23 protein-coding genes are annotated in these 22,197 nt (G+C 56.5%); 9 read left to right on the plus strand and 14 right to left on the minus strand.

Features of this window, described 5'->3' with window-relative positions:
* Positions 1-36 precede the first annotated feature (36 nt).
* Positions 37-852 (plus strand): type 1 glutamine amidotransferase, encoded by an 816-nt coding sequence (locus AC0L8N_RS01040; RefSeq protein WP_473665727.1) that lies wholly within the window; start codon positions 37-39, stop codon positions 850-852.
* Positions 853-930: 78 nt separating this feature from the next.
* A complete protein-coding gene (locus tag AC0L8N_RS01045) occupies positions 931-3,150 on the plus strand; it encodes an acylase (protein WP_473665728.1) in 2,220 nt (739 codons plus the stop codon).
* Here AC0L8N_RS01045 and AC0L8N_RS01050 read toward each other — a convergent pair.
* A complete protein-coding gene (locus tag AC0L8N_RS01050; protein ID WP_473665729.1) occupies positions 3,147-3,377 on the minus strand; it encodes an EF-hand domain-containing protein in 231 nt (76 codons plus the stop codon). The two genes, AC0L8N_RS01045 and AC0L8N_RS01050, sit on opposite strands and share 4 nt — an antisense overlap.
* A 376-nt stretch (positions 3,378-3,753) precedes the next feature.
* Between AC0L8N_RS01050 and AC0L8N_RS01055 the strand changes: the two genes are divergently transcribed.
* Together AC0L8N_RS01055 and AC0L8N_RS01060 are read left to right on the plus strand one after the other, a co-directional pair.
* Complete coding sequence (locus AC0L8N_RS01055; protein ID WP_473665730.1) at positions 3,754-4,218, plus strand: tellurite resistance TerB family protein; 465 nt, start codon at positions 3,754-3,756, stop codon at positions 4,216-4,218.
* Between the two features lie 142 nt (positions 4,219-4,360).
* The gene (locus AC0L8N_RS01060) at positions 4,361-5,011 is read left to right on the plus strand and encodes a YceH family protein (protein ID WP_473665731.1); all 651 of its coding nucleotides are present in this window, start codon (positions 4,361-4,363) and stop codon (positions 5,009-5,011) included.
* Here AC0L8N_RS01060 and AC0L8N_RS01065 read toward each other — a convergent pair.
* The 3 genes from AC0L8N_RS01065 to AC0L8N_RS01075 all read right to left on the minus strand — a co-directional run bounded on the left by AC0L8N_RS01065 (position 5,008) and on the right by AC0L8N_RS01075 (position 8,562).
* Positions 5,008-5,481 (minus strand): LabA-like NYN domain-containing protein, encoded by a 474-nt coding sequence (locus AC0L8N_RS01065; RefSeq protein ID WP_473669987.1) that lies wholly within the window; start codon positions 5,479-5,481, stop codon positions 5,008-5,010. The genes AC0L8N_RS01060 and AC0L8N_RS01065 overlap by 4 nt on opposite strands.
* A 37-nt stretch (positions 5,482-5,518) precedes the next feature.
* A complete protein-coding gene (locus tag AC0L8N_RS01070; RefSeq protein ID WP_473665732.1) occupies positions 5,519-6,742 on the minus strand; it encodes an MFS transporter in 1,224 nt (407 codons plus the stop codon).
* A gap of 176 nt (positions 6,743-6,918) precedes the next feature.
* Positions 6,919-8,562, minus strand: a complete 1,644-nt coding sequence (locus AC0L8N_RS01075) for a DUF4139 domain-containing protein (protein ID WP_473665733.1) — start codon at positions 8,560-8,562, stop codon at positions 6,919-6,921.
* 108 nt (positions 8,563-8,670) lie between these two features.
* Between AC0L8N_RS01075 and trhA the strand changes: the two genes are divergently transcribed.
* A complete protein-coding gene (gene trhA / locus AC0L8N_RS01080; RefSeq protein WP_473665734.1) occupies positions 8,671-9,327 on the plus strand; it encodes a PAQR family membrane homeostasis protein TrhA in 657 nt (218 codons plus the stop codon).
* A gap of 13 nt (positions 9,328-9,340) precedes the next feature.
* Here trhA and AC0L8N_RS01085 read toward each other — a convergent pair whose 3' ends face one another.
* Positions 9,341-10,120 carry a nuclease-related domain-containing protein gene (locus tag AC0L8N_RS01085; RefSeq protein WP_473665735.1) on the minus strand — a complete coding sequence of 260 codons (780 nt, stop codon included), beginning with the start codon at positions 10,118-10,120 and terminating at the stop codon, positions 9,341-9,343.
* Between the two features lie 167 nt (positions 10,121-10,287).
* On the opposite strand from AC0L8N_RS01085, the gene AC0L8N_RS01090 reads away from it, so the two are divergent.
* Positions 10,288-12,039 (plus strand): DUF885 domain-containing protein, encoded by a 1,752-nt coding sequence (locus AC0L8N_RS01090; protein ID WP_473665736.1) that lies wholly within the window; start codon positions 10,288-10,290, stop codon positions 12,037-12,039.
* Between the two features lie 159 nt (positions 12,040-12,198).
* Here the strand turns inward: AC0L8N_RS01090 and AC0L8N_RS01095 are convergent, their stop codons facing one another.
* From AC0L8N_RS01095 to AC0L8N_RS01105, 3 genes are all read right to left on the minus strand, one after another.
* Positions 12,199-12,471, minus strand: a complete 273-nt coding sequence (locus AC0L8N_RS01095; protein ID WP_473665737.1) for a hypothetical protein — start codon at positions 12,469-12,471, stop codon at positions 12,199-12,201.
* The gene (locus AC0L8N_RS01100; protein WP_473665738.1) at positions 12,468-12,731 is read right to left on the minus strand and encodes a hypothetical protein; all 264 of its coding nucleotides are present in this window, start codon (positions 12,729-12,731) and stop codon (positions 12,468-12,470) included. Before AC0L8N_RS01100 ends, AC0L8N_RS01095 begins: the two co-directional genes overlap by 4 nt.
* A gap of 244 nt (positions 12,732-12,975) precedes the next feature.
* A complete protein-coding gene (locus AC0L8N_RS01105; RefSeq protein WP_473665739.1) occupies positions 12,976-13,809 on the minus strand; it encodes a sugar phosphate isomerase/epimerase family protein in 834 nt (277 codons plus the stop codon).
* A gap of 150 nt (positions 13,810-13,959) precedes the next feature.
* Between AC0L8N_RS01105 and AC0L8N_RS01110 the strand changes: the two genes are divergently transcribed.
* The gene (locus tag AC0L8N_RS01110) at positions 13,960-15,120 is read left to right on the plus strand and encodes a C1 family peptidase (RefSeq protein WP_473665740.1); all 1,161 of its coding nucleotides are present in this window, start codon (positions 13,960-13,962) and stop codon (positions 15,118-15,120) included.
* Between the two features lie 52 nt (positions 15,121-15,172).
* Positions 15,173-15,799 (plus strand): hypothetical protein, encoded by a 627-nt coding sequence (locus AC0L8N_RS01115; RefSeq protein WP_473665741.1) that lies wholly within the window; start codon positions 15,173-15,175, stop codon positions 15,797-15,799.
* Between the two features lie 8 nt (positions 15,800-15,807).
* On the opposite strand, the gene AC0L8N_RS01120 is transcribed toward AC0L8N_RS01115, so the two are convergent.
* From AC0L8N_RS01120 to AC0L8N_RS01135, 4 genes are read right to left on the minus strand one after another with little or no spacing between them, the layout of a single operon-like run.
* Positions 15,808-16,965: an ABC transporter permease gene (locus tag AC0L8N_RS01120; protein WP_473665742.1), complete on the minus strand. Its 1,158-nt coding sequence runs from the start codon at positions 16,963-16,965 to the stop codon at positions 15,808-15,810.
* A 4-nt stretch (positions 16,966-16,969) separates the two neighbouring features.
* Positions 16,970-18,193: an ABC-2 transporter permease gene (locus AC0L8N_RS01125; RefSeq protein ID WP_473665743.1), complete on the minus strand. Its 1,224-nt coding sequence runs from the start codon at positions 18,191-18,193 to the stop codon at positions 16,970-16,972.
* A gap of 4 nt (positions 18,194-18,197) precedes the next feature.
* The gene (locus AC0L8N_RS01130; RefSeq protein WP_473665744.1) at positions 18,198-19,154 is read right to left on the minus strand and encodes an ABC transporter ATP-binding protein; all 957 of its coding nucleotides are present in this window, start codon (positions 19,152-19,154) and stop codon (positions 18,198-18,200) included.
* A gap of 31 nt (positions 19,155-19,185) precedes the next feature.
* Positions 19,186-19,824, minus strand: coding sequence for a glutathione S-transferase family protein (locus AC0L8N_RS01135; protein WP_473665745.1), 639 nt, complete (start codon positions 19,822-19,824; stop codon positions 19,186-19,188).
* Positions 19,825-20,128: 304 nt separating this feature from the next.
* Here AC0L8N_RS01135 and AC0L8N_RS01140 point away from each other — a divergent pair, with 304 nt between their 5' ends.
* On the plus strand, positions 20,129-20,434 hold the full coding sequence (locus tag AC0L8N_RS01140; RefSeq protein WP_068615181.1) for an Lpp/OprI family alanine-zipper lipoprotein: 306 nt from the start codon (positions 20,129-20,131) through the stop codon (positions 20,432-20,434).
* A 17-nt stretch (positions 20,435-20,451) separates the two neighbouring features.
* Here AC0L8N_RS01140 and AC0L8N_RS01145 read toward each other — a convergent pair whose 3' ends face one another.
* Both AC0L8N_RS01145 and AC0L8N_RS01150 read right to left on the minus strand, forming a co-directional pair.
* On the minus strand, positions 20,452-21,531 hold the full coding sequence (locus AC0L8N_RS01145) for a L,D-transpeptidase family protein (protein WP_473665746.1): 1,080 nt from the start codon (positions 21,529-21,531) through the stop codon (positions 20,452-20,454).
* On the minus strand, positions 21,528-22,172 hold the full coding sequence (locus tag AC0L8N_RS01150; RefSeq protein WP_473669989.1) for a glutathione S-transferase family protein: 645 nt from the start codon (positions 22,170-22,172) through the stop codon (positions 21,528-21,530). The genes AC0L8N_RS01145 and AC0L8N_RS01150 overlap by 4 nt, the downstream gene beginning before the upstream one ends.
* Between the last annotated feature and the right edge of the window lie 25 nt (positions 22,173-22,197).

The following is a 22,197-nucleotide window of genomic DNA, read 5'->3' on the forward strand; positions in this document are numbered from 1 at the left end:
ACTGGCACACCCTCAGCGCAGGCGCAGGAGTCAGGCTTGAGCGATACCGAACAACATCAGCAGCCAATCGACGCTGCCCCATTGAGAATTGCTGTCCTCGAAACCGGCACTACTCGACCAGCATTGCAGGCAGCCCACGGCAGCTACCCGGAGATGTTGATCAACCTGATCAGCGACGAAATGCCGGGAGCATTGTTTAGTTCCATCAGTGTGGTAAACGGCGATTCGGTACCTGACGCCAAAGAGTACGACGGCTATGTCATCATGGGATCCCGGCACAGTGTCCATGACGACTTTCCCTGGATTAACGCCTTAAAAAAACTGTCCCGGGACTGCGCCAGCCGGGCTATTCCCCAGGTCGGCATATGTTTCGGGCATCAGCTGATTGCCGAGGCGCTCGGTGGTCGAGTTGAGCGCTCGGCGAACGGCTGGATTGCCGGACTGCAGACCTACTCAATTCTGTGCGCTCCGGACAACGGGAACCTTGCCACTATATCGAGCCTCGCCTATCACCAGGAGCAAGTTGCCGAAGCCGCGGACGATGCCCGTGTCGTTCTTACCGCCGACACCTGCCCACTTGCCGGCCTTGTCTACGACGACAAAAACGCGTTTTCTGTTCAGTGTCACCCCGAATTTCTTACGGAATATGCCAGCGGATTGATCAAGGCGACAATGGGAGACCCGCTGGAACCGGCATTTGCAGAGCAGGCGCTGAACAGCCTCGCGACGCCGCCGCACCGGCAACGTATGGCACGGGCGATTGCCGCTGCATTGGTCGGCGACGGTACTGCGGCAATTGTACGTGCGCTGGCCGACGACCGACCCCGTGAGCAAATCGACCCATTGAATTGATACTGCTACGCTCTGATCGCAATGACGCAGCAGTGGCACACACATTCCATTCGAATATTGTTACCCGGGAGTAAATCCATGTTGGTCTCTATCAGGCGCTTACCTACCTTGTTGCTGGTTGCTTTGCTGTTCGTGGCGGCCTGTGCGCCGGAACCACCGGCAACGGCAACTAACGACAGAGACCCGGAGCATGCTCGTCTTGAAGCCCGCGCGGCAAATGTTGAGATCTTGCGCGATGATTTCGGGGTTCCGCACGTGTACGGCAAGTCAGATGCCGACACGGTATTCGGCATGTTGTATGCGCAAGCGGAAGACGACTTTCCCCGTATCGAACGAAACTATATCTGGGCGACGGGCAGACTCGCGGAAGTGGAAGGCGAAGAGGCGATATACAGCGACCTGCGCGCCCGCCTTTACATGTCGGTTGAAGATGCCAAGGCAGCGTACGCTGCAGCACCACCGTGGTTACAAGCGTTGTGCGACGCGTTTGCGGATGGTCTGAACTATTACCTGCTGAGCCATCCTGATGTAGAGCCGAAACTGCTCACACGGTTTGAACCGTGGATGCCCATGTTCTTCAGTGAAGGCTCCATTGGCGGTGATATCGAGCAAATTCCACTGGACGGCATCAAGGCATTTTACGGCGAAGGCCGCGCACTGGACGGCATTGAAGCCGCACGCGTAGCCGAACTCGACACAACCGAGCCCGCCGGTTCCAACGGCATCGCGATTTCGCCACCACTCACCCGCAACGGCAATGCGCTGTTGTTGATCAATCCGCACACGTCGTTTTATTTCCGGGGCGAGATGCATGCCGTTAGCGAAGAGGGTCTCAATGCTTACGGCGCGGTGACCTGGGGGCAGTTCTTCATCTATCAGGGTTTCAACGAACACACCGGCTGGATGCACACGTCGACGAACGTTGATTTCATGGACGAGTTCGTGGAAGACATACGCCAGGTCGAAGGCAAGCTCGTATATCGCTACGGTGACGAATTTCGGCCGGTCCAGTCATCGCAGGTGACCTTGAAGTACGCCGATGGCAATGACGTTGGCGAACGCACCTTCACGATGTACCACACTCATCACGGCCCGGTTACGCATAAGACAGGCGATCGCTGGGTCGTGACGCGAATCAATTGGGACCCGGTTAACGCCCTTACCCAGTCCTACGTACGCACAAAACTCAAGAACTACGACGAGTTCCGCGAGATGATGGATATCCGCACAAATTCGTCCAATAACACCGTGTTTGCCGACTCCTCCGGCAACATCGCCTACTTCCACGGCAATTTCATTCCCAAGCGAAATCCAGCGATTGACTTCAGCAAACCCGTCGACGGCAGCGATCCGGCAACCGACTGGCTGGGCCTGCACACGGTTGATGAGATTGTCACGGTCACTAATCCACAGAATGGATGGATTCAGAACACCAACTCAACGCCGTTTACCGCGGCTGCCGAGTTCAGCCCGAAGCGCGAAAACTACCCGGTCTACATGGCGCCTGACCCGGAAAATTTCCGGGGTATTCATGCGCAGCGCGTATTGACCGGCGTTAGCGACCTCACGCTGGATTCCTTGCTTGAACTTGCCTACGACCCTCACCTGCCCGGTTTTGAAAAACTGATTCCGGGCCTCCTCGCTGCGTGGGACGCCAGTGAAAAATCCGCCAGCGATATGGCAGAAGCCATTGCGGAACTGCGCGCTTGGGATATGACTACCAGTGCCGATTCCGTCGCGATGACACTTGCCCACTTCTATGGCATGCACTACGAAGATCAAGGGGCCAACCCGAACAATTTGCAGGGTATGGAGCGGGTCAACTACTTCGGTGAAGGTTCACCGCCCGCCGAACGTCTCCATCTGTTTGCGGAAACACTGGCTGCACTGGAAGCAGATTTTGGTAGCTGGAAGATGCCGTGGGGAGAAGTGAACCGGTTTCAGCGGCTGAACGGTGATATCGACCTACCTTTTGACGACAACAAGCCCAGCCATGCTGTCGGCATGGCGTCCAGCCGTTGGGGCGCATTGGCAGCATACGGTGCCCGTCGCTTTGCGGGCACCAAACGTCTCTACGGCTACCGAGGCAATAGTTTCGTCGCAGTGGTGGAGTTTGGTGACAAGGTAAGAGCGAAATCGGTCCTGGCCGGCGGTCAAAGCAACGACCCTCAATCCGAGCATTTTGACGACCAGGTAAACCGCTATATCGACCGCAATTTTAAGGATATTGCCTACTACCGCGAGGACGTCGAAAAGCGGACTAAAGAACGGTACGTGCCGGGCGCCCGCAACAACTAGCGGTTGTCGAGCCACCAGTCCGCGAACTCGCGAAAACGGACTTTGCCATCCTCGTCTTCGTCAATGGCGGCGAATTCGAGGCTGCGCACTTCGTTGCTTTCGTCGTAGCCCAGGCTATCGAGGATTTTGTGGAATTCCGCTTCTTCGATATAGCCGCTGCCGTCTGTATCGAAACGGCTGAAGATGCGAATCAGCTCGGCTTCCATTTTTGCGGTGATGGTGCCCATCGCGCGTGCTCCAGTTCCCGGCGTCCGCTGCCCGGGAGTGTCAACATGGACCAAAACAACCGCTGACATTCTACACCGTGAGCGGCGGAACTGGCCCACCAAAATCACTATAGCCGTAACTCTTGCAGATCAACTTGCCGCACCCGGCGCCCGGTTCGACACCCGCGGAGCGAACGTGCCCTCTGCTTCTTTACTAGCGCAGGTAACGCCACCCGATCGGAAATCCCGATGCTGCCGGTGTATTCGATTCATCCACCAGGGAAACGCGTCCGGGCCGGGCGCTGACTATACCTCACGTACGAACCGCAAACATTGAACGAACTCGACGGCGGTATCGCCGTCCCAGTAACATGGAGACTCACATACTGGAGAGACAATGCTCAAGCGACTCGCGGAAAGATTGAACAGAACCCTGGCCGGCAATGCGGCCCAAACTGACGACCCCCAACAACGAGAACACGCTATCCGAATGGCAACTGCCGTGCTCATGGTCGATGTCGCACGCGCTGACAATGACTTCCAGGAAGCGGAATTCGAGTTGCTCATCAAACTGATCAAAAAGCACTTTGATCTAAGTACAGAAGAAGCGAATCAACTCGCAAACGCGGCCGATGAAAAGGCCGAGGCAATGGTCGAAGTTCATCAGTTCACGAGGCAACTGCACAACTCACTGAGCGACGACGAGAAAGTCAGGGTGATCGACCTGTTGTGGAAAATCGCTTATGCCGATGGTCGCCTGAGCAGGTACGAAGACTCACTGGTTTTGAAAATTGGCGACTTACTTTACGTAAACCGTGCCAAAGTCATGCGCCTCAAGGACGATGCTGGCCAATCCGTCTGAGCTGGAGATGGATGCCTGCATTGTTTTCGGCTCGATTAGCGCCTGCTTATCCGGCAGAAGATCGGTCTGCTGCCGAAAAGTCGCACTCCAGCCGGACAGAACGCTTATAGTCCGCAGTCTGCCGACACGTTGAGGTCTCGCTGTGCCGCTCAAATTAGACGCTGTAGAAGCCCGCATCATTGGTTGCCTGATAGAAAAATCCATCGTTACGCCCGACCAGTACCCGTTGTCCCTCAATGGGCTAACGAACGCCTGTAATCAGAAATCCGGCCGTAACCCGGCAATGAACCTGAATAAGGGTGAAGTGCAGCGAGCGACACGCTTGCTGGATGGGAAAAGCCTGCTGCGCATCGACGAGAACTTCAAGAGCAGCATCGAGAAGTACTCCCAGCGCTTCTGCAATACCCGCTACAGTGACTTTCATTTCGATGACGCACAGTTAGCTGTGATCTGCGCATTGCTCTTGCGCGGCTCTCAAACGCCTGGGAAACTCCGCACTCACTGTCGCCGCTTGCACGAGTTCGAAGACAACTCAGCCGTTGTTGCAACATTGACGTCCCTAGTGGAGCACGAACGCGGCCCCTTGGTCGTAAAGCTGCCGCGAACACCTGGTCGAAAAGACTCGGAATTCATGCACCTGTTGTCTGGCGAGATTGATATGGCAGCGCATGCCAGCAAGGCAGCCGCCAGCCACGCACCACCTCGCAGCAACATTGCAGATCTGGAGCAGCGGGTAGAACAACTGGAACTTCAGGTTGCAGAACTCCGCTCCATGCTGGGAAAACCAGACTAGATCAACAGCGTTCTGTCGATCGCGTGCCAGCTACTGGCATGTTCGATCAATGAATTGGCGGTCAAAGCGGGCACGCTATAGACCTCGGCGTTGATGCCGTTATTCTTGCGGACCCTCTCCAGCAACAAATCGAAATCGCCGTCCCCCGACAGCAACACCACGGTATCGACTGTCGGCGCAGCGTCCATCATATCGATAGCTATCCCAACGTCCCAGTCACCCTTTGCGGACCCGTCGCGGCGCTGGATGAACGGTTTGAGTTTCACGTCGAAACCGATGCTGCGCAGCGCATCCTGAAACTTACGTTGCTTGTCATCCCCGCGATCGATCGCATACGCCGTCGCCGCAACAATTTCGCCCTGACCGCTTACCCGCTCCCACAATGCCCGGTAGTTAAACTGCCGACCGAACGATTGTTTGGTCGTGTAGTAAATATTTTGTACGTCGGCAAACAGCGCTATCTTTTGCAACACAATCCCTCTGTCAATGAAAGCCTAAGAACAGGCACTAACTTGCTGCAACGCGATCAAGTGCAGGTTTGAGTCCGTATGCCAGCAGCGCTGCTACTACGCAGTAAAACGTCATCACCTGCAGCTGTAATTCCAGTGCCACGCCATGATCCATCAGCATTCCGATAAGGCCGGGGGCAACCGCCGTCGCGCAAACCGTGGCCGCGGTGATGATTGAACGAATTGAACCCAGGTTATCAATGCCGTACAACTCCGCCCACAAGGCAGCGTGTGTGGTTGACGACATTCCCATACTGATGCCAAGCACCATCATCAGGACCGGTAATGCCATTGGATCTGTTGCGTACACAAGGATTCCGGCCCCCAAAGCCAGCGGCGTCAAACTTGCAGCAAGCAGGTGTCGGGCACTGAAACGATCCACAAGTTTGCCCGTGGCCAGTGCCGCGACTACGTGGGTTATAGCCAGCAATGGAAAACTGGCTGCGAAGAGTGAGATATCCCATCCTTTGATCTCCGCTACCGGTACCTGGCTAATAAATATTCCGGTGAGAATAAACGGCGCCGCCAGGGTGATCGGCATGAGCAGATAAAATGTGGGATTCCGCAAGACTTCTGTGCGCGTCCAATGATGCCGAGCAGAAACCCGGGAATCGTGTTCTTTCGCTAACGGACCGCGAGTCGGATGACGCTCGTGTTCTAACAGCATGATCAAAGCAGGAATGCCAATAACGACCAGCAGCGCCGCCGATACCAACCACGTATCCCGCCAGCCAACGAGACTGATCATGCCCACTGCGAACAGCGGCAGCAGCCCTTCACTGAACGGAAGGCCAAGACCCGCTATCGATACGGCCTTGCCACGCTTCAGATTGAACCACCGGCCCATAGCGGTAATTGCTACATGAGTGCACATACCTTGGCCAAAGAAGCGCAAACCAAAAAAGACCAGGCCGAGAGTCAGCATGGAGTCAGCGTGTGCCATGGCAATCGACGTAAGCGCGAGGCCGCACAATACCGCGGCCCCCAGCCAGCGAACGCTGATGTCGTCAGCGTACTTGCCCGCCCAGGTCAGTAATGCCGCGCTGGCAAGCGTCGCGACGCTGTACAGGCTGCCAAACCCGCCGTCTGTCAGCTGCACAGCGGACTTCAGCTGGCCCGCGAATATGGCAATGTAATAGGTCTGGCCGAACCCGGAGAACGCCATAAGCAGAAAACCACTACCGAGCCAGCGCCATTCACCTTGGAGGTCGCGGGAATTCATGAACCTCGTCGTTTGACCCGGTCAACCGGCATGGCAACCCGCGCTAAGTTTCGGCGAGACCAGCGCCGGCCAGCAGAACGGGATAACAGGCGCTGCAGATTTTCGGCCAGTGTGTGCGCAATGCAATGCCACCTCTTGCCTTGAATCCCCAAGAACGGTCCTTCGCATGCGTCCAATCAACGCCGTGAAAGCACTTTGTCAGCAGGGTAAGTAACAGTGTATTCGTGCTGGATCCGCCAGCTTTCATTTGACTGAAGTGTCTTTCTCCACAGAACAACGCCCGGTTGATCGTCAATATTTTTCTCGGTTGGCTCAGTCGAATTACGCGCTACGTCCACTTCAATATCCTTGTTGCGAGACACCGGGTACAAATCGACAACTTCAACCACGGTTTCTGACTGGCGGCGGTTCGTTATCTCAAAAATATAATTCGTGGTTTCTGTCTTTTTACGGCTGACGATCCCGCCACGACCCGTAACGGCACCCTGATCGACGATTTTCACCTCGACGCGCCGATCCTGCCCCATCGGCACTGTCACCTCGGTTTGCGGCAACGCTGTCGGCATCGTGCTCGCACCAGCATAGGCACCGTCCACGTAGACTCGCAGATCACTTTCATAGAGAGGCACGCTGCCTTCGTAGAGAAAACGCGCGGCAAGATAGGCCTGATCGCCATTGCGCGGCACGATGCGGGTAACCAGCATCACGACAGATTCAAATGCCGTCACGTCGAAGGACTGCATCTCGTCGCTGTTATTGGCGACACTGACTCTCCCCGGCAAGTCGTAAGTCACGGCGTAGTTACCCACGCGTGAGGCAACCTCTTTGCTGGCAGCGACACTCACTTCTTCCATCGAGTCCGCCATGGCACCTAGTTGCTGTAACCGACTTCTGACAGGCGCTGCCGGCACGGGCTCATAGAAATCCAGGAATTCGGAATCCAGACTGCCAGGTTCCAGATCCCCTGAGGGATCGCTGGTCGACAATGACAGCTCTACGTTGTTCCAGGATTCATCAGTGCCTTGTGCGACCACCGCCTGCTGAGTCAGACGTAAGGTTCCGTCATTGCTGTCGAGCCGGGCCTCGTACTGTGACTGCCAACCCGCCTCATCCTGAAAGTAGTTCAAGCGCAATTCGGTCGTCGTGGCAGTTGCCGCACGAACGGTAACTTCCAGTACCGTCGAACTCAATGCAGCGCCGCGCTTGCTCGCCAAATTGCGCTGTAACAATGACAGATCGCGCTCGGCGGCCACGCGAGCCGCTTTTTGCGTACGAATGCTGGCATACGCATCAGTCGATGCGGACTCGAGCAATGCCAGCGCCTGCCGCCAGCTGTTGATATCGGCCGCGCCCCTGGCACTGCCAAGCCAGGCTTCTTTTGAGTACCCCGCTGCCAGTCCATCTAGGAATTTCAAACGCAGTTCAGCGCTCTTCACGGAATCGTCAATAGCCGCAATCTTTTCCTGCAACGCTGCGATGTCGGCATTCAGGCTGTCAATTTCTGCGTTGAAAGCATCGCGCTGCTGTTCCCTGTCGATCCGGACCTGACCCAGTTCTACGTTCGCGGCCACGGCTTGCAATTGCAGCTGATCCGGATCGAGATCGTTGACCAGTCCAGTCAGCCGAACCGTCGACGTTCCGGCCGGCAACTCTACGCGCGCCACGCGAGTGACCACCGCGCCGGACGGGTACACCGCCACCGCGTCGATGCGCGATTGAACGTCGGCCGCAAACGCCGGTGTGTGAAACGCCAGCAAGGTCAGTAACAGTAGTGTGGAACGGTTCATATTCGGGGATACCCAGCGTCTAAGTGCCGACATTCTGCCACGCCAAGGCCCGCAAGTGGACCGGTCTCATTCTCGGTCCCGTGATAGTCTGCTGTTCTATTCCCACTACGCGATTTCTGCGGTCGCCGCCAGAGTCAGGTCATGCCGATCAGCCCAGCACGGTACACAGCGTTCGAGGAGCTGTTGCACGCGACCAGCCATGGCGCTGGCGTACTGCTTAGCCTCGCCGGCCTCAGCTGGATGCTTTACCTGTCGATTGGCGCGGACGATCCGTGGCGAATCGCCGCGAGTCTCGTCTACGGCATCAGCCTGATCACACTGTTTCTCGCCTCGACTCTGTACCATGCGCTGCACGCGTCCAAACACACCCATGTATTCAAGCTAATTGATCATTGTGCAATTTACGTGCTGATTGCCGGCACCTACACTCCGTTTCTGCTGGTCTCTATGCGCGACACGACAGGCTGGTGGATGTTCGCGGCAATCTGGACACTGGCGACGGCAGGAGTCATCAGCAAGTTGTGGTTCCGACACCGCTACCCAAAGCTGTCCCTGGGCGGGTACTTGTTAATGGGCTGGCTGGTGATATTGGCGAGCCCGAAGATTGCCGAAGCGATAGGTTCCGAAGGCATGATATGGCTGATCGCGGGCGGTATTGCCTATACGGTCGGTGCTGCCTTTTATGTCGCCCGGCGAATGGCGTATCACCACGCAATCTGGCACTTGTTCGTGCTCGCGGGCGGTGCCTGTCACTTTGTCGCCGTGATTCGCTACGTATTGCCGGCGGTACAAGCGTAAACGCAGGTGCCGCTCATTCGTAGTTTGCGACGTAAGCCGCAAGCTCGTTCGCTGCCTGCCGAACCTCGCGACCGCCAAGCACCTCCGGGGTGTTCTTTATCCACATCGGCAAGGCCTTGGGACTAAGGACCCAGACATCCGCCTCGCTCTGGGTTTCAGCCGAATCTACTGTCCAGCCTGGAAATAACAACACGGCTTTCACTGGCAATTCAACGCCGGTGTGTTCACGCAGCAAGCGCTGCAATTGTTTCGAACGAGCCCCGGCAAACTCAATGACACTCGAATCGTAAGGCCCGCCATTCAGGGATACGGCGGAACCGTCGTAACGAATACGGTTTTCGCCGCCGGCCGTTCTGCGCCGCGCCACGACCTGGATATTGAATACACCGTGCATTGAAATGATAACGTGATCGATATTGCCGCTATCGCCAGGCAGGTTGTGAAAAACCCGGTACCCGAGCCCGCGCAAGCCATCAAGAAACTCGCGCACTGTCGACCGCTCGTTCAATTGTTTTCTCAGCGCGGCAAGGTACGTCCAGTCGAACCAGGTCCGGGCAACAACGTAAACCGTCATCGCGCCCGCCAGTAACGTCACATAGAGCGGATCCGGAATCGCAACCTTCCATACCCAAAGCCATTCAACCAACGCAACGACCCAGAGCACCAGTAACAGGGCGTAGAGTGGCGCCACTTTGTCGACCAGCATGCCGACGTTTGAGACCTGTTTGGGTTTGGGTTTAAGCTCGATGCCGGGCGCTTGTGGCTTGGCCTGTTCTTGGGTCTTGGCGTGCATTGCGACGGACCGGTTGCCGGAATACACCAATTCTAGAGACCCGGCTACAATCGTCTGAGCGCTGCGTCACAAGTTGGCGCCCAGAGGGTGCCATCGACGCGCCAATTCTGCGTCAGCTGGCGATTGGGCTGGCGTTCAGCAGCTCGCCGATCACGGGAAGTCGATTTATGAAACAGATAGCGCGCATGGTTCTTCTTCTTTTGTTCTCAGCAACAATCCATGCGAACGCGGCGAGCACAGCACCTGCCGACAAGTTACATGCTCTGCTCGACGAACATTGGCAAACCGCTTTGCGTGAACAAGTCTACTTTCGCAGCGACCCCGATGCTTTTCGTATGAGCGGTCCACTACCCTCTTTTTCCGCTGACGCGTACGCGCGTCGGCAGGCTTACAATGAATCAGTCCTCGCTCGCTTGAATCAAATCGACTTCGACAGCCTGAGTGGGCAGGACAGAATTTCCTACCGCGTTTTTCGCTATGAGCGCATGACTGAACGCGACAGCTACGAACAGCCGGAACGCTATTTCCCGATCAATGCGCTGTTCGGCTATCACAGTTATTTTGTAGCAGCCCCTGCGAACATGGCATTCATCACCAGCGCAGACTACGAACGCTATCTTGTAAGCCTGGCTGACTTTCCTCGCTACAATGAGGAGCATCTGAAGTTGCTCCGGGAGGCCGCACAACGCGGTTACGCGCAGCAATGCGATGCCATGTCGGACTACGACAAGACCATCTCGAAACTCATAGTAGCAACACCGGAAGACAGTCCTCTGTACGCGCCCTTCAGGCGTTTCCCGGTCGCCATTGCAGAGGATGATCGGCAGCGTTTCGCCACGCGTGGAGCCGAGCTGATACGCGACAGCGTAATGCCGGGGTTCCGCGAGTTGCTTGAGGTGTATACCGAGGAATACATTCCGCATTGCCGGCAAAGTGCTGGCATTATCAGCGTCCATCGCGGGCAGGAATATTACGAATACCTGCTGAATTTTTACACGACGACCGCCATGACGCCCGCCGAGATTCATGAACTTGGCATGGCCGAAATAGCTCGCATTCATGACGAGATGGACGACATTCGTTCGCAAGTAGGTTTCGTCGGCAGCTTGCACGAGTTTTTCGAGCATCTGCGTCGTGCTCCGGAGTTTTTCGCCCGTAGTGAAAAGGAGCTCCTTGGGAATGTCGCACTCATCGCGAAAACCGCCGAAGGAGAATTACCCCGCTTCTTCACCAGGCTTCCACGCGGAACTTACAACATCAAGAGCAATCCGGGCCGCGGTGCTTTCTACGTTGCCTCAACCGGCGACGGGACTACGCCGGGAACGTACTTCATTGACACCACCGACTTGCACGCCGCTCCGTTATACACCCTGACCGCATTGACACTGCACGAGGCCGTGCCCGGACACCACCTGCAGAGCGCGCTCGCGCTCGAATTGGATCTGCCGGCATTTCGCCGTTCGATATACCACTCTGCATTTGGCGAAGGCTGGGGGCTGTACGCCGAGCGGCTCGGTCTCGAGATGGGCATGTATACTGATCCCTATGACGATTTTGGCCGCCTGTCGTACGAATCATGGCGTGCTGCACGACTCGTAGTAGACACCGGTCTGCACATGTTTGGCTGGAGCCGTAATGATGCCATCGACTTCATGCTGCAAAACACCGGCCTCACCCGTACCGAGATTGAGAACGAAATTGACCGCTACATAACCTGGCCGGCTCAGGCCACGGCGTACAAGATCGGTGAACTCCGCATTCGCGCTCTGCGTCAGAAAGCCGAACAGGCACTGGGTAGCGGCTTCGATATCCGGCGCTTTCATGATGTCGTGGTCGGTAACGGCTCACTGCCCATCGCTGTGCTGGAGGAAATAGTGGACGAATGGATTGCGGCACAACTGCCGGATACGACGCATTGATCATTACTGTGTCGCTCCTCGCCCAACGCTGGCTTGTCGCTATATCGCGGCGTTGCCCGCTATGGCAACCGCCACGCCTATGTCCTATCACCTGAACGGCTCAACCTACGTAGTCATCACTGCCGGAGGGGATGTAGTCGGCGATCAACCTGCGACCGACTATGTCGTTGCGTTCAAACTGGACGTCGACAGCAGCAACGAAATTTCCCGCCCGGTGTCCGACACCGAAAACACTCGATAGCCAACCGCACGCAAACGTCGAATGATCGTGGCTCTTACAGAATTCTCTTGTGCGGAATTGCAGTCGTGGGAGCCGAGTAGTAATTGCCCGGGGCGAACGTTAGACAGGACCAGGTCGTCCAGCACCGCACACTGTTGCGTACCGATGTTGATCTTCAACAGGTCGACACGAGCGTGACGCAACTTTTTCATCCAAGTCCGCAAACTGCAGGCCCGCACCCGTGCGCGGGCCAAGTAGGTATTGTCGTCGCGAGCCCCGCGCCGTACAGATAGCTCGCCATCACGATCTGCGGCAGCCCAACGGTCAAAGTGAACTTTGCTGGCAGGGCCTTGCTGGCAATCCAGCCCGCCGTGTCAGGCATCGGATCGAACACGTGCACATCCGCGCCGAACTCGGCAACCATCGCGAGATCGAAACGAATATCGCCGTCAACACCAATGGTATAAACCACGCTGCGGGGGCGATAACGCCGCAGGATAGAATACCCAACGGTGAAGTTCAGCCGTGTTGAGTCGCAGTTCCGGGCGCACATCGCGGCCCTGCCACTGGAGCCGGCGCAGACCACTCCTGAGTTTCGCAAAGGCCGGGCTAGCCTGAATTTGTTGCCAGCCCGGTCCTGTCCTCGCTCCCATCATTTCGCCTATTGTCGACTGAATAGTCATTAGACGAAATTCCGGCAAAACCGGTCGGTCGATCTACTGGGTGCGCCAGGCGGCTTGCGCCCATTCCCGAATGATGCCCGCTTCCTCCCAGCGGTCAGACAGCTCATTCTGTTCAGCATCGGTCATGGCGTACGGCGGCGGCCCGAGCTCGCAGAGAAATATCAAACGAGCATCCGCAGCGCTCCGCGCCCGCCAATTGCGCATGCCTTCCGCCCACCATTCCCGAAACTGTTGGACCCACGGTTGATGCTGTGGAAAGCCGGTTTGAATTTGCACCTGCTCGCGGTTCGCAATTCGCCCCTGAAAGCAGTCCGACCGAGCGAGGATCGTACTCATGTACTCACGATCTTCGTCACGTAGTGGCAAGCGCATTTCCCGATTGACCACAAAGTGCGACAAGTCCGCACATAAACGCATTTCCGGTAGGCGCTTGATGAGTTGCAAGGTATAGAACAGATCGTTAAGCAGTGAATCACGGTGGGTTTCAAAAAGTACCGGAAAACTGAACTCGTCGCTCATGCGTAGCCAGCGCTCAGCCACCGGCACCGCATCCTCTACCGCAACGGGCATTACTCCGCCAATGATGTTTACAAGTTCCGCATCCATTTCTTCGGCCAGCTGCAACAAAGGCTTCAGTTCCGCGACCGTGTGCGGAAAGACGTTCAACATGCACTGCAGCCCGTATTTCTGCAGCAAAGGCAGCAACGCCCTGGTTGCAGGGATTTCCGGCACGCTGGGATCCAGACACACGCCCGTGTACCCCGCTTCGGCGATGCGAGCGACGTTTTCCTCAGCGCACGGCTCCGGTTTGTGTGGATGACGTTGCTCCATTGCCCAAAGTGATTGAAACACGTCCAGAGTTTGCATTCGTTAATCTCCTGAAGCTGTATTTTTTGGAACAACGATCGGTACCCTCACCAAAGGATTGTTACGGCGAATTCGCAATCACGCGAATCTGGAATTCCTGAGCAATTCGACTATTCTTTTCCGTAATCAATGCCAAATAAGAAACTGAGTATGCCAGACACTACATCCGCCAAGCTTGGCAAGTATGAGTTGAACGTTGTTGCTGACGTGCCGGACTTCCGGGACTGGATTTACCAACCTGCTCTCATTCGACTTGCCAATGAAATCGAACGTCCGACCCGATTGCACATTCTGGACCAGGGTAATGAGGGCTGCTGCACAGGCTTCGCCCTGGCTGCGGTCGTCAATCTGCAACGGGCTCAGAGTCGTCGCCGCGGCACGGTCAGCCCACGAATGCTGTACGAAATGGCCAAGCGCCACGATGAATGGCGAGGCGAGAGTTACGACGGTTCCAGTTGCCGCGGCGCCATAAAAGGCTGGTACAACATGGGCGTCTGCCTCGACCGCACCTGGCCTTACAAGGATGGCAAGCAGGGAATGCTAACCATCAAAGCGGCAAAGGAAGCGCGCGAGAATACGTTGGGTGCCTATTACAGGCTCGGCACCCGGGTCTCAGACTTTCACGCTGCCCTGAATGAAACCGGTGTCATCTTCTGCTCCGCGGATATTCACGCCGGGTGGAGTAAGCCTTCAAAGAAAACCGGCGTCATTCCATTGCGCGATGAACCGGAAGGTGCACACGCTTTCTCGATCGTTGGCTACAACGACAAAGGCTTCTGGATACAAAACAGCTGGGGCCGAAAGTGGGGCCAGGAAGGTACTGCCCTGTGGCTGTACGAAGACTGGCAACACCATCTTCTGGATGCATGGGTGCTGAGACTGGCACTGCCGACGCCACAAATCTGGCACTTGCCGCGTGAGGGTGGCTCAGACGCCAGCCGTACCGAAGGCCTGTTCCGCAAGACACCAACACGGGCGGAAATCGCCGGCCATTTTGTCCATATCGACGATGGCCATTTCCATGATGACGGTATTTACTGGAGCAATCTCGACGACGTTCAGCAAACCGCCGAACTCGTCGCCAAGAGTGACAAGTACGATCACCTGTTGCTCTATGCACATGGCGGCCTGAACAGCGTGAAAGATTCCGCTCGACGCATAGCTGCAATGAAAGAAACGTTCAAAGCCAATCGAATCTACCCCTACCATTTCATGTACGACACCGGGCTGCTGGAAGAACTGAAAGACGTCGTGCGCGGCCGGCACGCTGAAGTCAACGAACGTGCCGGCGGACTGCAGCGACTGGACTGACCGGCTTATTGAACGGCTAACCAAAACGACTGGTCGCGCTCTGTGGCGTGAAATGAAATACGGCGCACAGCGCCCCTTTGCCGACGATGGCGCGGGAACTGCGGTACTCATGGCGTTCATCAATGCGTTCGCCGCACACGACTCCGCGATGAAACTGCATATCGTGGGCCACAGTACCGGCGCAATTCTGCACGCGTATTTGCTGGAGGCGGCAATTCGACTGTCGGCACAACTGCGGGTTACCAGCGCCAGCCTGCTCGCACCTGCTGCCACTACCGATTTGTTCCGCAGTCATTACCGTCCGTTGCTAACTTCCCGCAAGGCGTCGGCAGGTATCGACCGAATGGATATTTACAACCTGTCCAGCAAACTTGAGCTGGACGACACTGTGACAGGCGTTTACCGAAAGTCGTTGCTATACCTCGTCAGCCGCGCGTTCGAAGAAGAGCCACACCCGGCATCGATCCTGGGCATGCAGGATTACTGCAAGTCGCTCGCAAGCCGGTTGCCCAAGCTCACTTTGCATGTCAGTGACGGTGATGTACGCGAAACAAGAACTACAAAGAGTGACACCCACGGTGGTTTTGACAACGACCCTGCCACGATGAACAGTGTCCTCAAGCGCGTTCTTGGCAAGAAGCCCTCACAGCCGTTTACCGACAAGTCGTTGAAGTACTGACTCGACAGTTACTCGTAACGGAACCGTCGAATTGCAAACACAGAGACCAGCATTGCACCGACCAGCAAGGCGATGACGTGAGGAACAGTAGCGGCGGCACCCGTCTCAAAGCTGACAAGCTTGTGCAACGCATCCATCGCCCAGCCGGTTGGCAATAGCTTTTGCAACGTTTGCATCCAGTCAGGGGTGATTTCTATTGGCCACCAGCAGCCGCCGAGCGCTGCCAGCAGATTGGCCAGCAACGCTCCCAGGCCGGCGGCCTGGGCCGGAGTTCGCGCGAGACAGCCTAGCAACAGGCCCGCCGATGCACAAAATGACGCCCACGCGACCAGCACAAGCAACACCATGGCGAAGTCCGGGCCCCAGTGCATTGAGAATAACCAGGTTCCCGCAATCAACGCCGCTAGGATCTGTACGCTCGCCAGGCCCATTCGGCCGACCCACTTGCCGGCCACTATCTCTGTGCGGGTCACAGGAGCGTATGCCAATCGACGCAACAAGCCCTGGCTGCGTTCGATAGCAAGCAACGATGCGCCGCTCGTAAGGAGAACAAGCAAGGTGAACATGACCAAAATTCCCGGAATCGCCTGTTCGAAACCGGTCGGAATATCGACACGCTTGCCCGCTGATGTAACTTCCAGCGACCAAACTCTCGCGGAGTTGTTGAGCGCGTCAAGGCTGAGTTGCGACAAGCCACCTGATCCCACCGCTCCAGCGACCACGATATCGGCCAATGCGGTGTACAAGCCGCGCTGTATGCGAATCGCCTCAAAATCCCGGATCAATGCCGATGCACGGGTGTCATAGCTGATGCCAACCTGATCCCCCCGCTCGATTGTCTCCGTCAAACCCGGTGCTATCCGCAGCATTCGGTGCGGTGCACTGCCGTCGTCGAGGATTGCACTGGCTGCGCTTTCATACCATTCCGGCGCAAAATCATTATCCCGCAAGCGCAGATCCAGTTGCTCCCGCAAGTAACCCGGCTGCTCAGCAATAACTGCGACGGACGTTGCATCAGTGCCGCTAATACCGGTCGCAAAGCCACCAGTGACTGTCCCTATGAAATAGAAGAATATCGGCGGCATGACGAACAACCACAACAAGGTTTCACCTTGCTTCAGTTGATGCCGCAGGTCGCGCCAGGCCAGAAACAGGACATTGCGCATCCGACTAACTCCTCGCAAAACCACTGCGAAGGCGCCAGCCAGAACAGACCAAGCCCAGCGTCGAGCCGACGATGAGTATCAGCCAGCTGCTGGAACTGATACTCCACGCACTCGCTGCTGTTATCTCTGTTGTCAGTCGGTCTACAACAAAACCATTTGGCGTCAGGCGGCCAAGAGCGGCTAGGTCATCGGGCATTGCGACAAAAGGGAAAAAGCTGCCGCCAATCATCAGCAGCGGAAACAGCAGAATCGTCGTCAGTAAATTGGCGGCGCGCCGGCTGTTCGCCAGCATCTGCAGAAAACCGAACCACCCGAACAAGGCGACGCCCGCGACAGTGACAAATAACAATGACGGCAGGAAGTGACCAAAAGGTATGCCGTGATACGAAAACCCTGCCAGCAAAGTGAGCCCCGCCAGCAACAGCGTTACCACCCCGGCGGCGCAAGCCTTGCCGATCAGGAAGTGCTGTACGCGGTCTGGCACATACAGCAGGCGACGCAGGGTTCCCTGTTCCCGTTCAGTCCAATAGTCCGCGGCCAGACTGTTGGCCGCGAACAGCACCGCCATTAGGACGATTCCCGGGAGGAACAACAGGGCAATAGGCGGACTGGGTTGTTCCTGCGGTGGCGCAAGAATCTCGAGATCAAATGCCGGTGGGAACATCAGTCCTCCCGCCACCTCCAGCTTCTCATTGATCGCTACAGCAATACTGGCGACCAACAGCTTGTCCGGTGCATCGCCAGCGGCCGATGCTGCTTGAATCTCAGCCGCAAACATTTGTTGTACGTAAAAACCCGCATCAAGCAGCACCTCGACAACATCCGTGATGATCTGCGGCAATATCGTTTGGGCAGGGTTTGTTGTAAGTGATAATTGCAACGGTGTGGCATTCAGCAAGGCTTCACTGAACCCCTCGGGTATCACGAGGAAAGCGCTTGCACCTCCCGCATCAATTCGGGCCTCGCCCTCAGGCAGCGTGACCGTCTCAACGACAATTAATTCGCCGAGCTCACCTTGAGTGAACGCGCCACCAATCGCAGAGCTGAGGAAAGTCTGGTCCTGATCATGAATCAACAACGTGCCGCGAGGCTTTGAGCCTTCCCCACCCATCAACAGCGTCAGCAGCCCCCCGATCAAGAATGGTATGCCCAGCCAGAGCAACACCGAGACGGAATCGCGGCTCCAACGCACGAGGTCTTTGCTGGCGGATGCAATCAGGAAACTCAATGAATCACTCGCGCAGTTCTTTGCCAGTCAGCAACATGAAAAGTGTTTCCAGGTTGGGGCGCCTTAGGCTCGTCTCAGTGATCGTCGCCCCACTGTTATCCAGTACCTGAAAGATGGTGGACAAGTGCTGTGAAGCATCGGGCAAACTGAGAACGAGAGAGCCCTCGTCCTGCGAAACAATTTGCAAATTGTCCAGTACACCCGCCTGTAAATTCTTTATTGCTTGCGCGCAGTTCTCGGTGTCGAAACTGCCGCTGAGTTGCAGCACGTCACGCGCATCAAGTTGCTCGCGCAATTCGGCGACTGTGCCTTGAGCAATGAGGCGGCCGTTGTCAATGATCGCCACGGAATCACACAAGCGCTCTGCTTCCTCCATGTAGTGCGTTGTGTAAACGATGCAGGCACCGTTGGCGCGCTCCGCTTCCACCAGATCAAAAAGCCGCGATCGTGATTGAGGATCGACACCCACCGTTGGCTCGTCCAGCAGCAATACAGCAGGCTGGTGAACAACAGCGCAACCGAAATTCAGGCGTCGTTTCATGCCACCCGAAAATGTCTTGGGCAATTCACGGGCACGGTCTGCCAAGCCGATATAGGTGAGTACGGTCTGTACACGGTCGTTGAGCTCGCGCCCTCGAAGGCCGTAGGCTTGCCCCCAGAAGCGCAAATTGTCGATCGCAGAAAGGTCTTCGTACAATGCGAGGTCCTGTGGCACGACGCCCAGCGATTGCTTCGCCACTTTTGCGTTGCTGACTATATCCGCGCCATTGATGCTTGCGCGTCCCGAACTCGGCGCTAACAAACCCGAAATGCAATTGATAGTCGTCGACTTACCGGCACCGTTGGGTCCCAGCAGGCCGAACACGGCACCTCGTTCGGCGCGAAAGCTGATGCCGTCGACCGCAACCAGGTCTCCATACGACTTACCCAAATTTTCAACTATCAGCACAGTATTCGTCATTGGTATAGCGACAACCGACAATGCCAAAAGACTACTCGAAATGGCGTTTCCAAACACGTTTCAGCGATTCCCGTCCGGCAATCCGCTGCGCTATGGAGGCTATGCCCGGCAACCTCTCGGACCGCCATGCATCGTCCATCGCCCACTGACACAAGACGGCGGCGTAAATATCCAGCACTCCGAATCCGCAGGACAGGAACCAGGGGTCTGCTTCGGCAGCAGCCTCAACCAGCAGCCAACGGCGTTGCCAGATAGTGGTTGCGTGGGTGCGCAATTCATCACGTCGACCCGACGACGTTTGCTCTCCTTCAGGCTGGAACCGCTCCGGGTAGTCATGAAATTCGATAATCGGATACAGCTCTGCCGCCATGAACAGCAACCATCGCATCGCGATAGCGCGATCGCGGGATGCCTCCGGCAACAGGCCAGCTTCGGGATGGCGCTCAGCCAGCGTTAGCAATATGGCAGCAGATTCGGTGAGTGATGTGCCGTCAGGTGTAATCAGGCTGGGGAGCTTGCGTTGAGCATTGACGACCGCATAGTCCGAACCGCTCTGCTGACCGTTATCCAGCGAAACATCGCGCAATTCGACCCCCACACCGATTTCGGCAAGAGCCAGCTCGACTATCGCCGAACCTGAGCCGGGATCACCATAAAGAATGTAGGTCATCGGAATTGCCCTCCTGCCTGTTATCGGCGTCGAATCGTCCCTGCCCATCATAATCCACCCTGACCGTTCGGATGGTGCTTGAATACGCCTGTCAATCGAGACTGAATAGTCTGTCGAAATATGATGACAAGCACACAAAATGGCGTATGCTCGCCACTCGCCGCACTGCCCAATGGGCATTTAGGCGTCGAATGAGCTGTCGCTTATGCCCGACAGGTCACGGATAAATTATGGGTTTTATTGAAGATAAGCGCGCTTTACGAAATAATGCGCGGGCAAACTTATTCCAACAGAGGAAAATTGGATGATGATCAAAAACGCACTCAAAGTGGGCGCAGCCGTGCTGGTCCTCGGTCTGGCCTCTGGTTGTGCCAGCACCGAAGGTATTGATGCCGTACGGGCCACAGCCGACGCCGCCGCTCGTGACGCAGCTTCAGCAAAATCAGCAGCAGAAGCTGCACGTGCAGCTGCAGATAGCGCTGCCCGCGCCGCTGCAAGCGCACAGAGCACAGCAGATCGTGCACTGTCCGCCGCTAACTCGGCCCAATCGTGCTGTGACGCGAATCGGGACCGCCTGGAACGCATGTTCCAGAAATCGATGTCCAAGTAGCGCTAGACTACGAAGCTTTACTCAAACGCCGCGCTTGTCGCGGCGTTTTTTATGCGCCTTCCAACGCTTTGCGGTATACCGCTCGGCTTTGCAACCTGACTTTCTGCCGCAGCCCAGTCGAGCTCACCTTGCTGCGCAGCCGTAACCACCACGAATTGCTCCGTTAGCGCAGTCAGTCCGTCTGCGGTTGTTGTCGCAGCGGGTAATTCGGCGATCGAATCGGGATCCGAGCCGTCATCTATCGCTAACGCCCGATCCGCCTCGCCTGCCAAGACGTCTGCAACGTCGGCCAATACGGCATCTGCAGGCGGTGCAATCACGTCCAGAATTCGGTGCGCTTCCAACACTAACTCGTCGCCATCCCACCCCATTTTCACAGGCGCGTTGATGATGGTGACCTCGGTATTAATGGCGACATGTTCAAACAAGTATTCGATGTCCTCGGGAAACATGCGTATGCAACCATGAGTAACGCGCATGCCAACACCCGCAGGTCGATTGGTGCCATGAATCAGGTAACCTGGAATATCAAGGCGCATCTTCCGTGAGCCCATAGGATTGTCCGGCCCGGCCGGAACCACTCGTGGTAGCGGCCTGCCTTCGGCTGCGTGCTCGGCACGAACCGAGTCCGGCGGGTACCAGACAGGATTTTTGACTTTTTCGGTCACTCGCGTTCTGCCAAGCGGCGTCTCCCAGTCCATGCGGCCAATGCTCATCGGAAACGTCATCACGACCGGCTTCTCGCCCGCCGCGACCTTCGGGTAGTAGTAAAGACGGTATTCAGGCAGGTTAAGTACAACGCCGCGACGGGGGCCAGGTGGCAGCACAAACCGAGTCGGCAATAGAATTTCCGTGCCCTCGCCGGGCAACCAGACATCCACGTCCGGGTTGGCAATGACAATGTCCTCGTAACCGAGTCCATGCCGCCGGGCGATATCTATCAACGTATCGTCCGCCCTTGCCCGTACGGTGGTCACCGCACCGATGACGTCCGTGCCCTCCGGCGGTAGATCGTAAACTTCTGCAGACGACGGTTGCGAAACAAGCAGCAACAACGCGCTCAGCGCGCCCAACGTACCTAACATTCCCTGCTTCATCGTCCAGCCTCGTCCGTTTCAATTACTTCCGTCTCTGACTCTGCGTCAGCCAACCAGTTCTGTAGTGCAATGCTCTTGAGCAAGCGTGCCGGGTAGTGACTCGCCGATTCCGGCAGATTGATGCCGTAGGTTCTGAGGCGCAACACGACCGGTGCATACATGGCGTCCGCAATACTGAATTCGCCAAACAACCAATCACCGCCGTACTGCTTGTGGCAATCGCTCCAGATTGCAAACACGCGGTCAATATCCCGTGTGAGGCCGTCGGACAAAGGGACCTTCCGACCCATCGCCCGGCAATTCATCGGCATCGCCGATCTCAGTGAAGAGAAACCGCTGTGCATCTCAGCACTGACACTTCGTGCGTGAGCGCGTCGCTCCGCATCGGCCGGCCACAATTGCAGTTCCGGAAAACGCTCGGCCACTGTTTCTGCGATTGCCAGCGTGTCCCAGACTGCTTTACCGTCGATCAGCAACACGGGTACACAGCGTGTTGGTGAGTACGGTTTAATCTGGTCCTGATACTCGGGTGTATCCAGGGGTATTCGAATCTCTTCGACCTCGATCCCCTTTTCTGCCAGCAATAGCCAGGCACGTAATGACCACGACGAATAGTTCTTGTTGCCAATGACCAGCTGCAATGCCATGCCCATTCTCGACTAAGTG

This window comes from Woeseia sp. D3-10, from assembly GCF_055809415.1.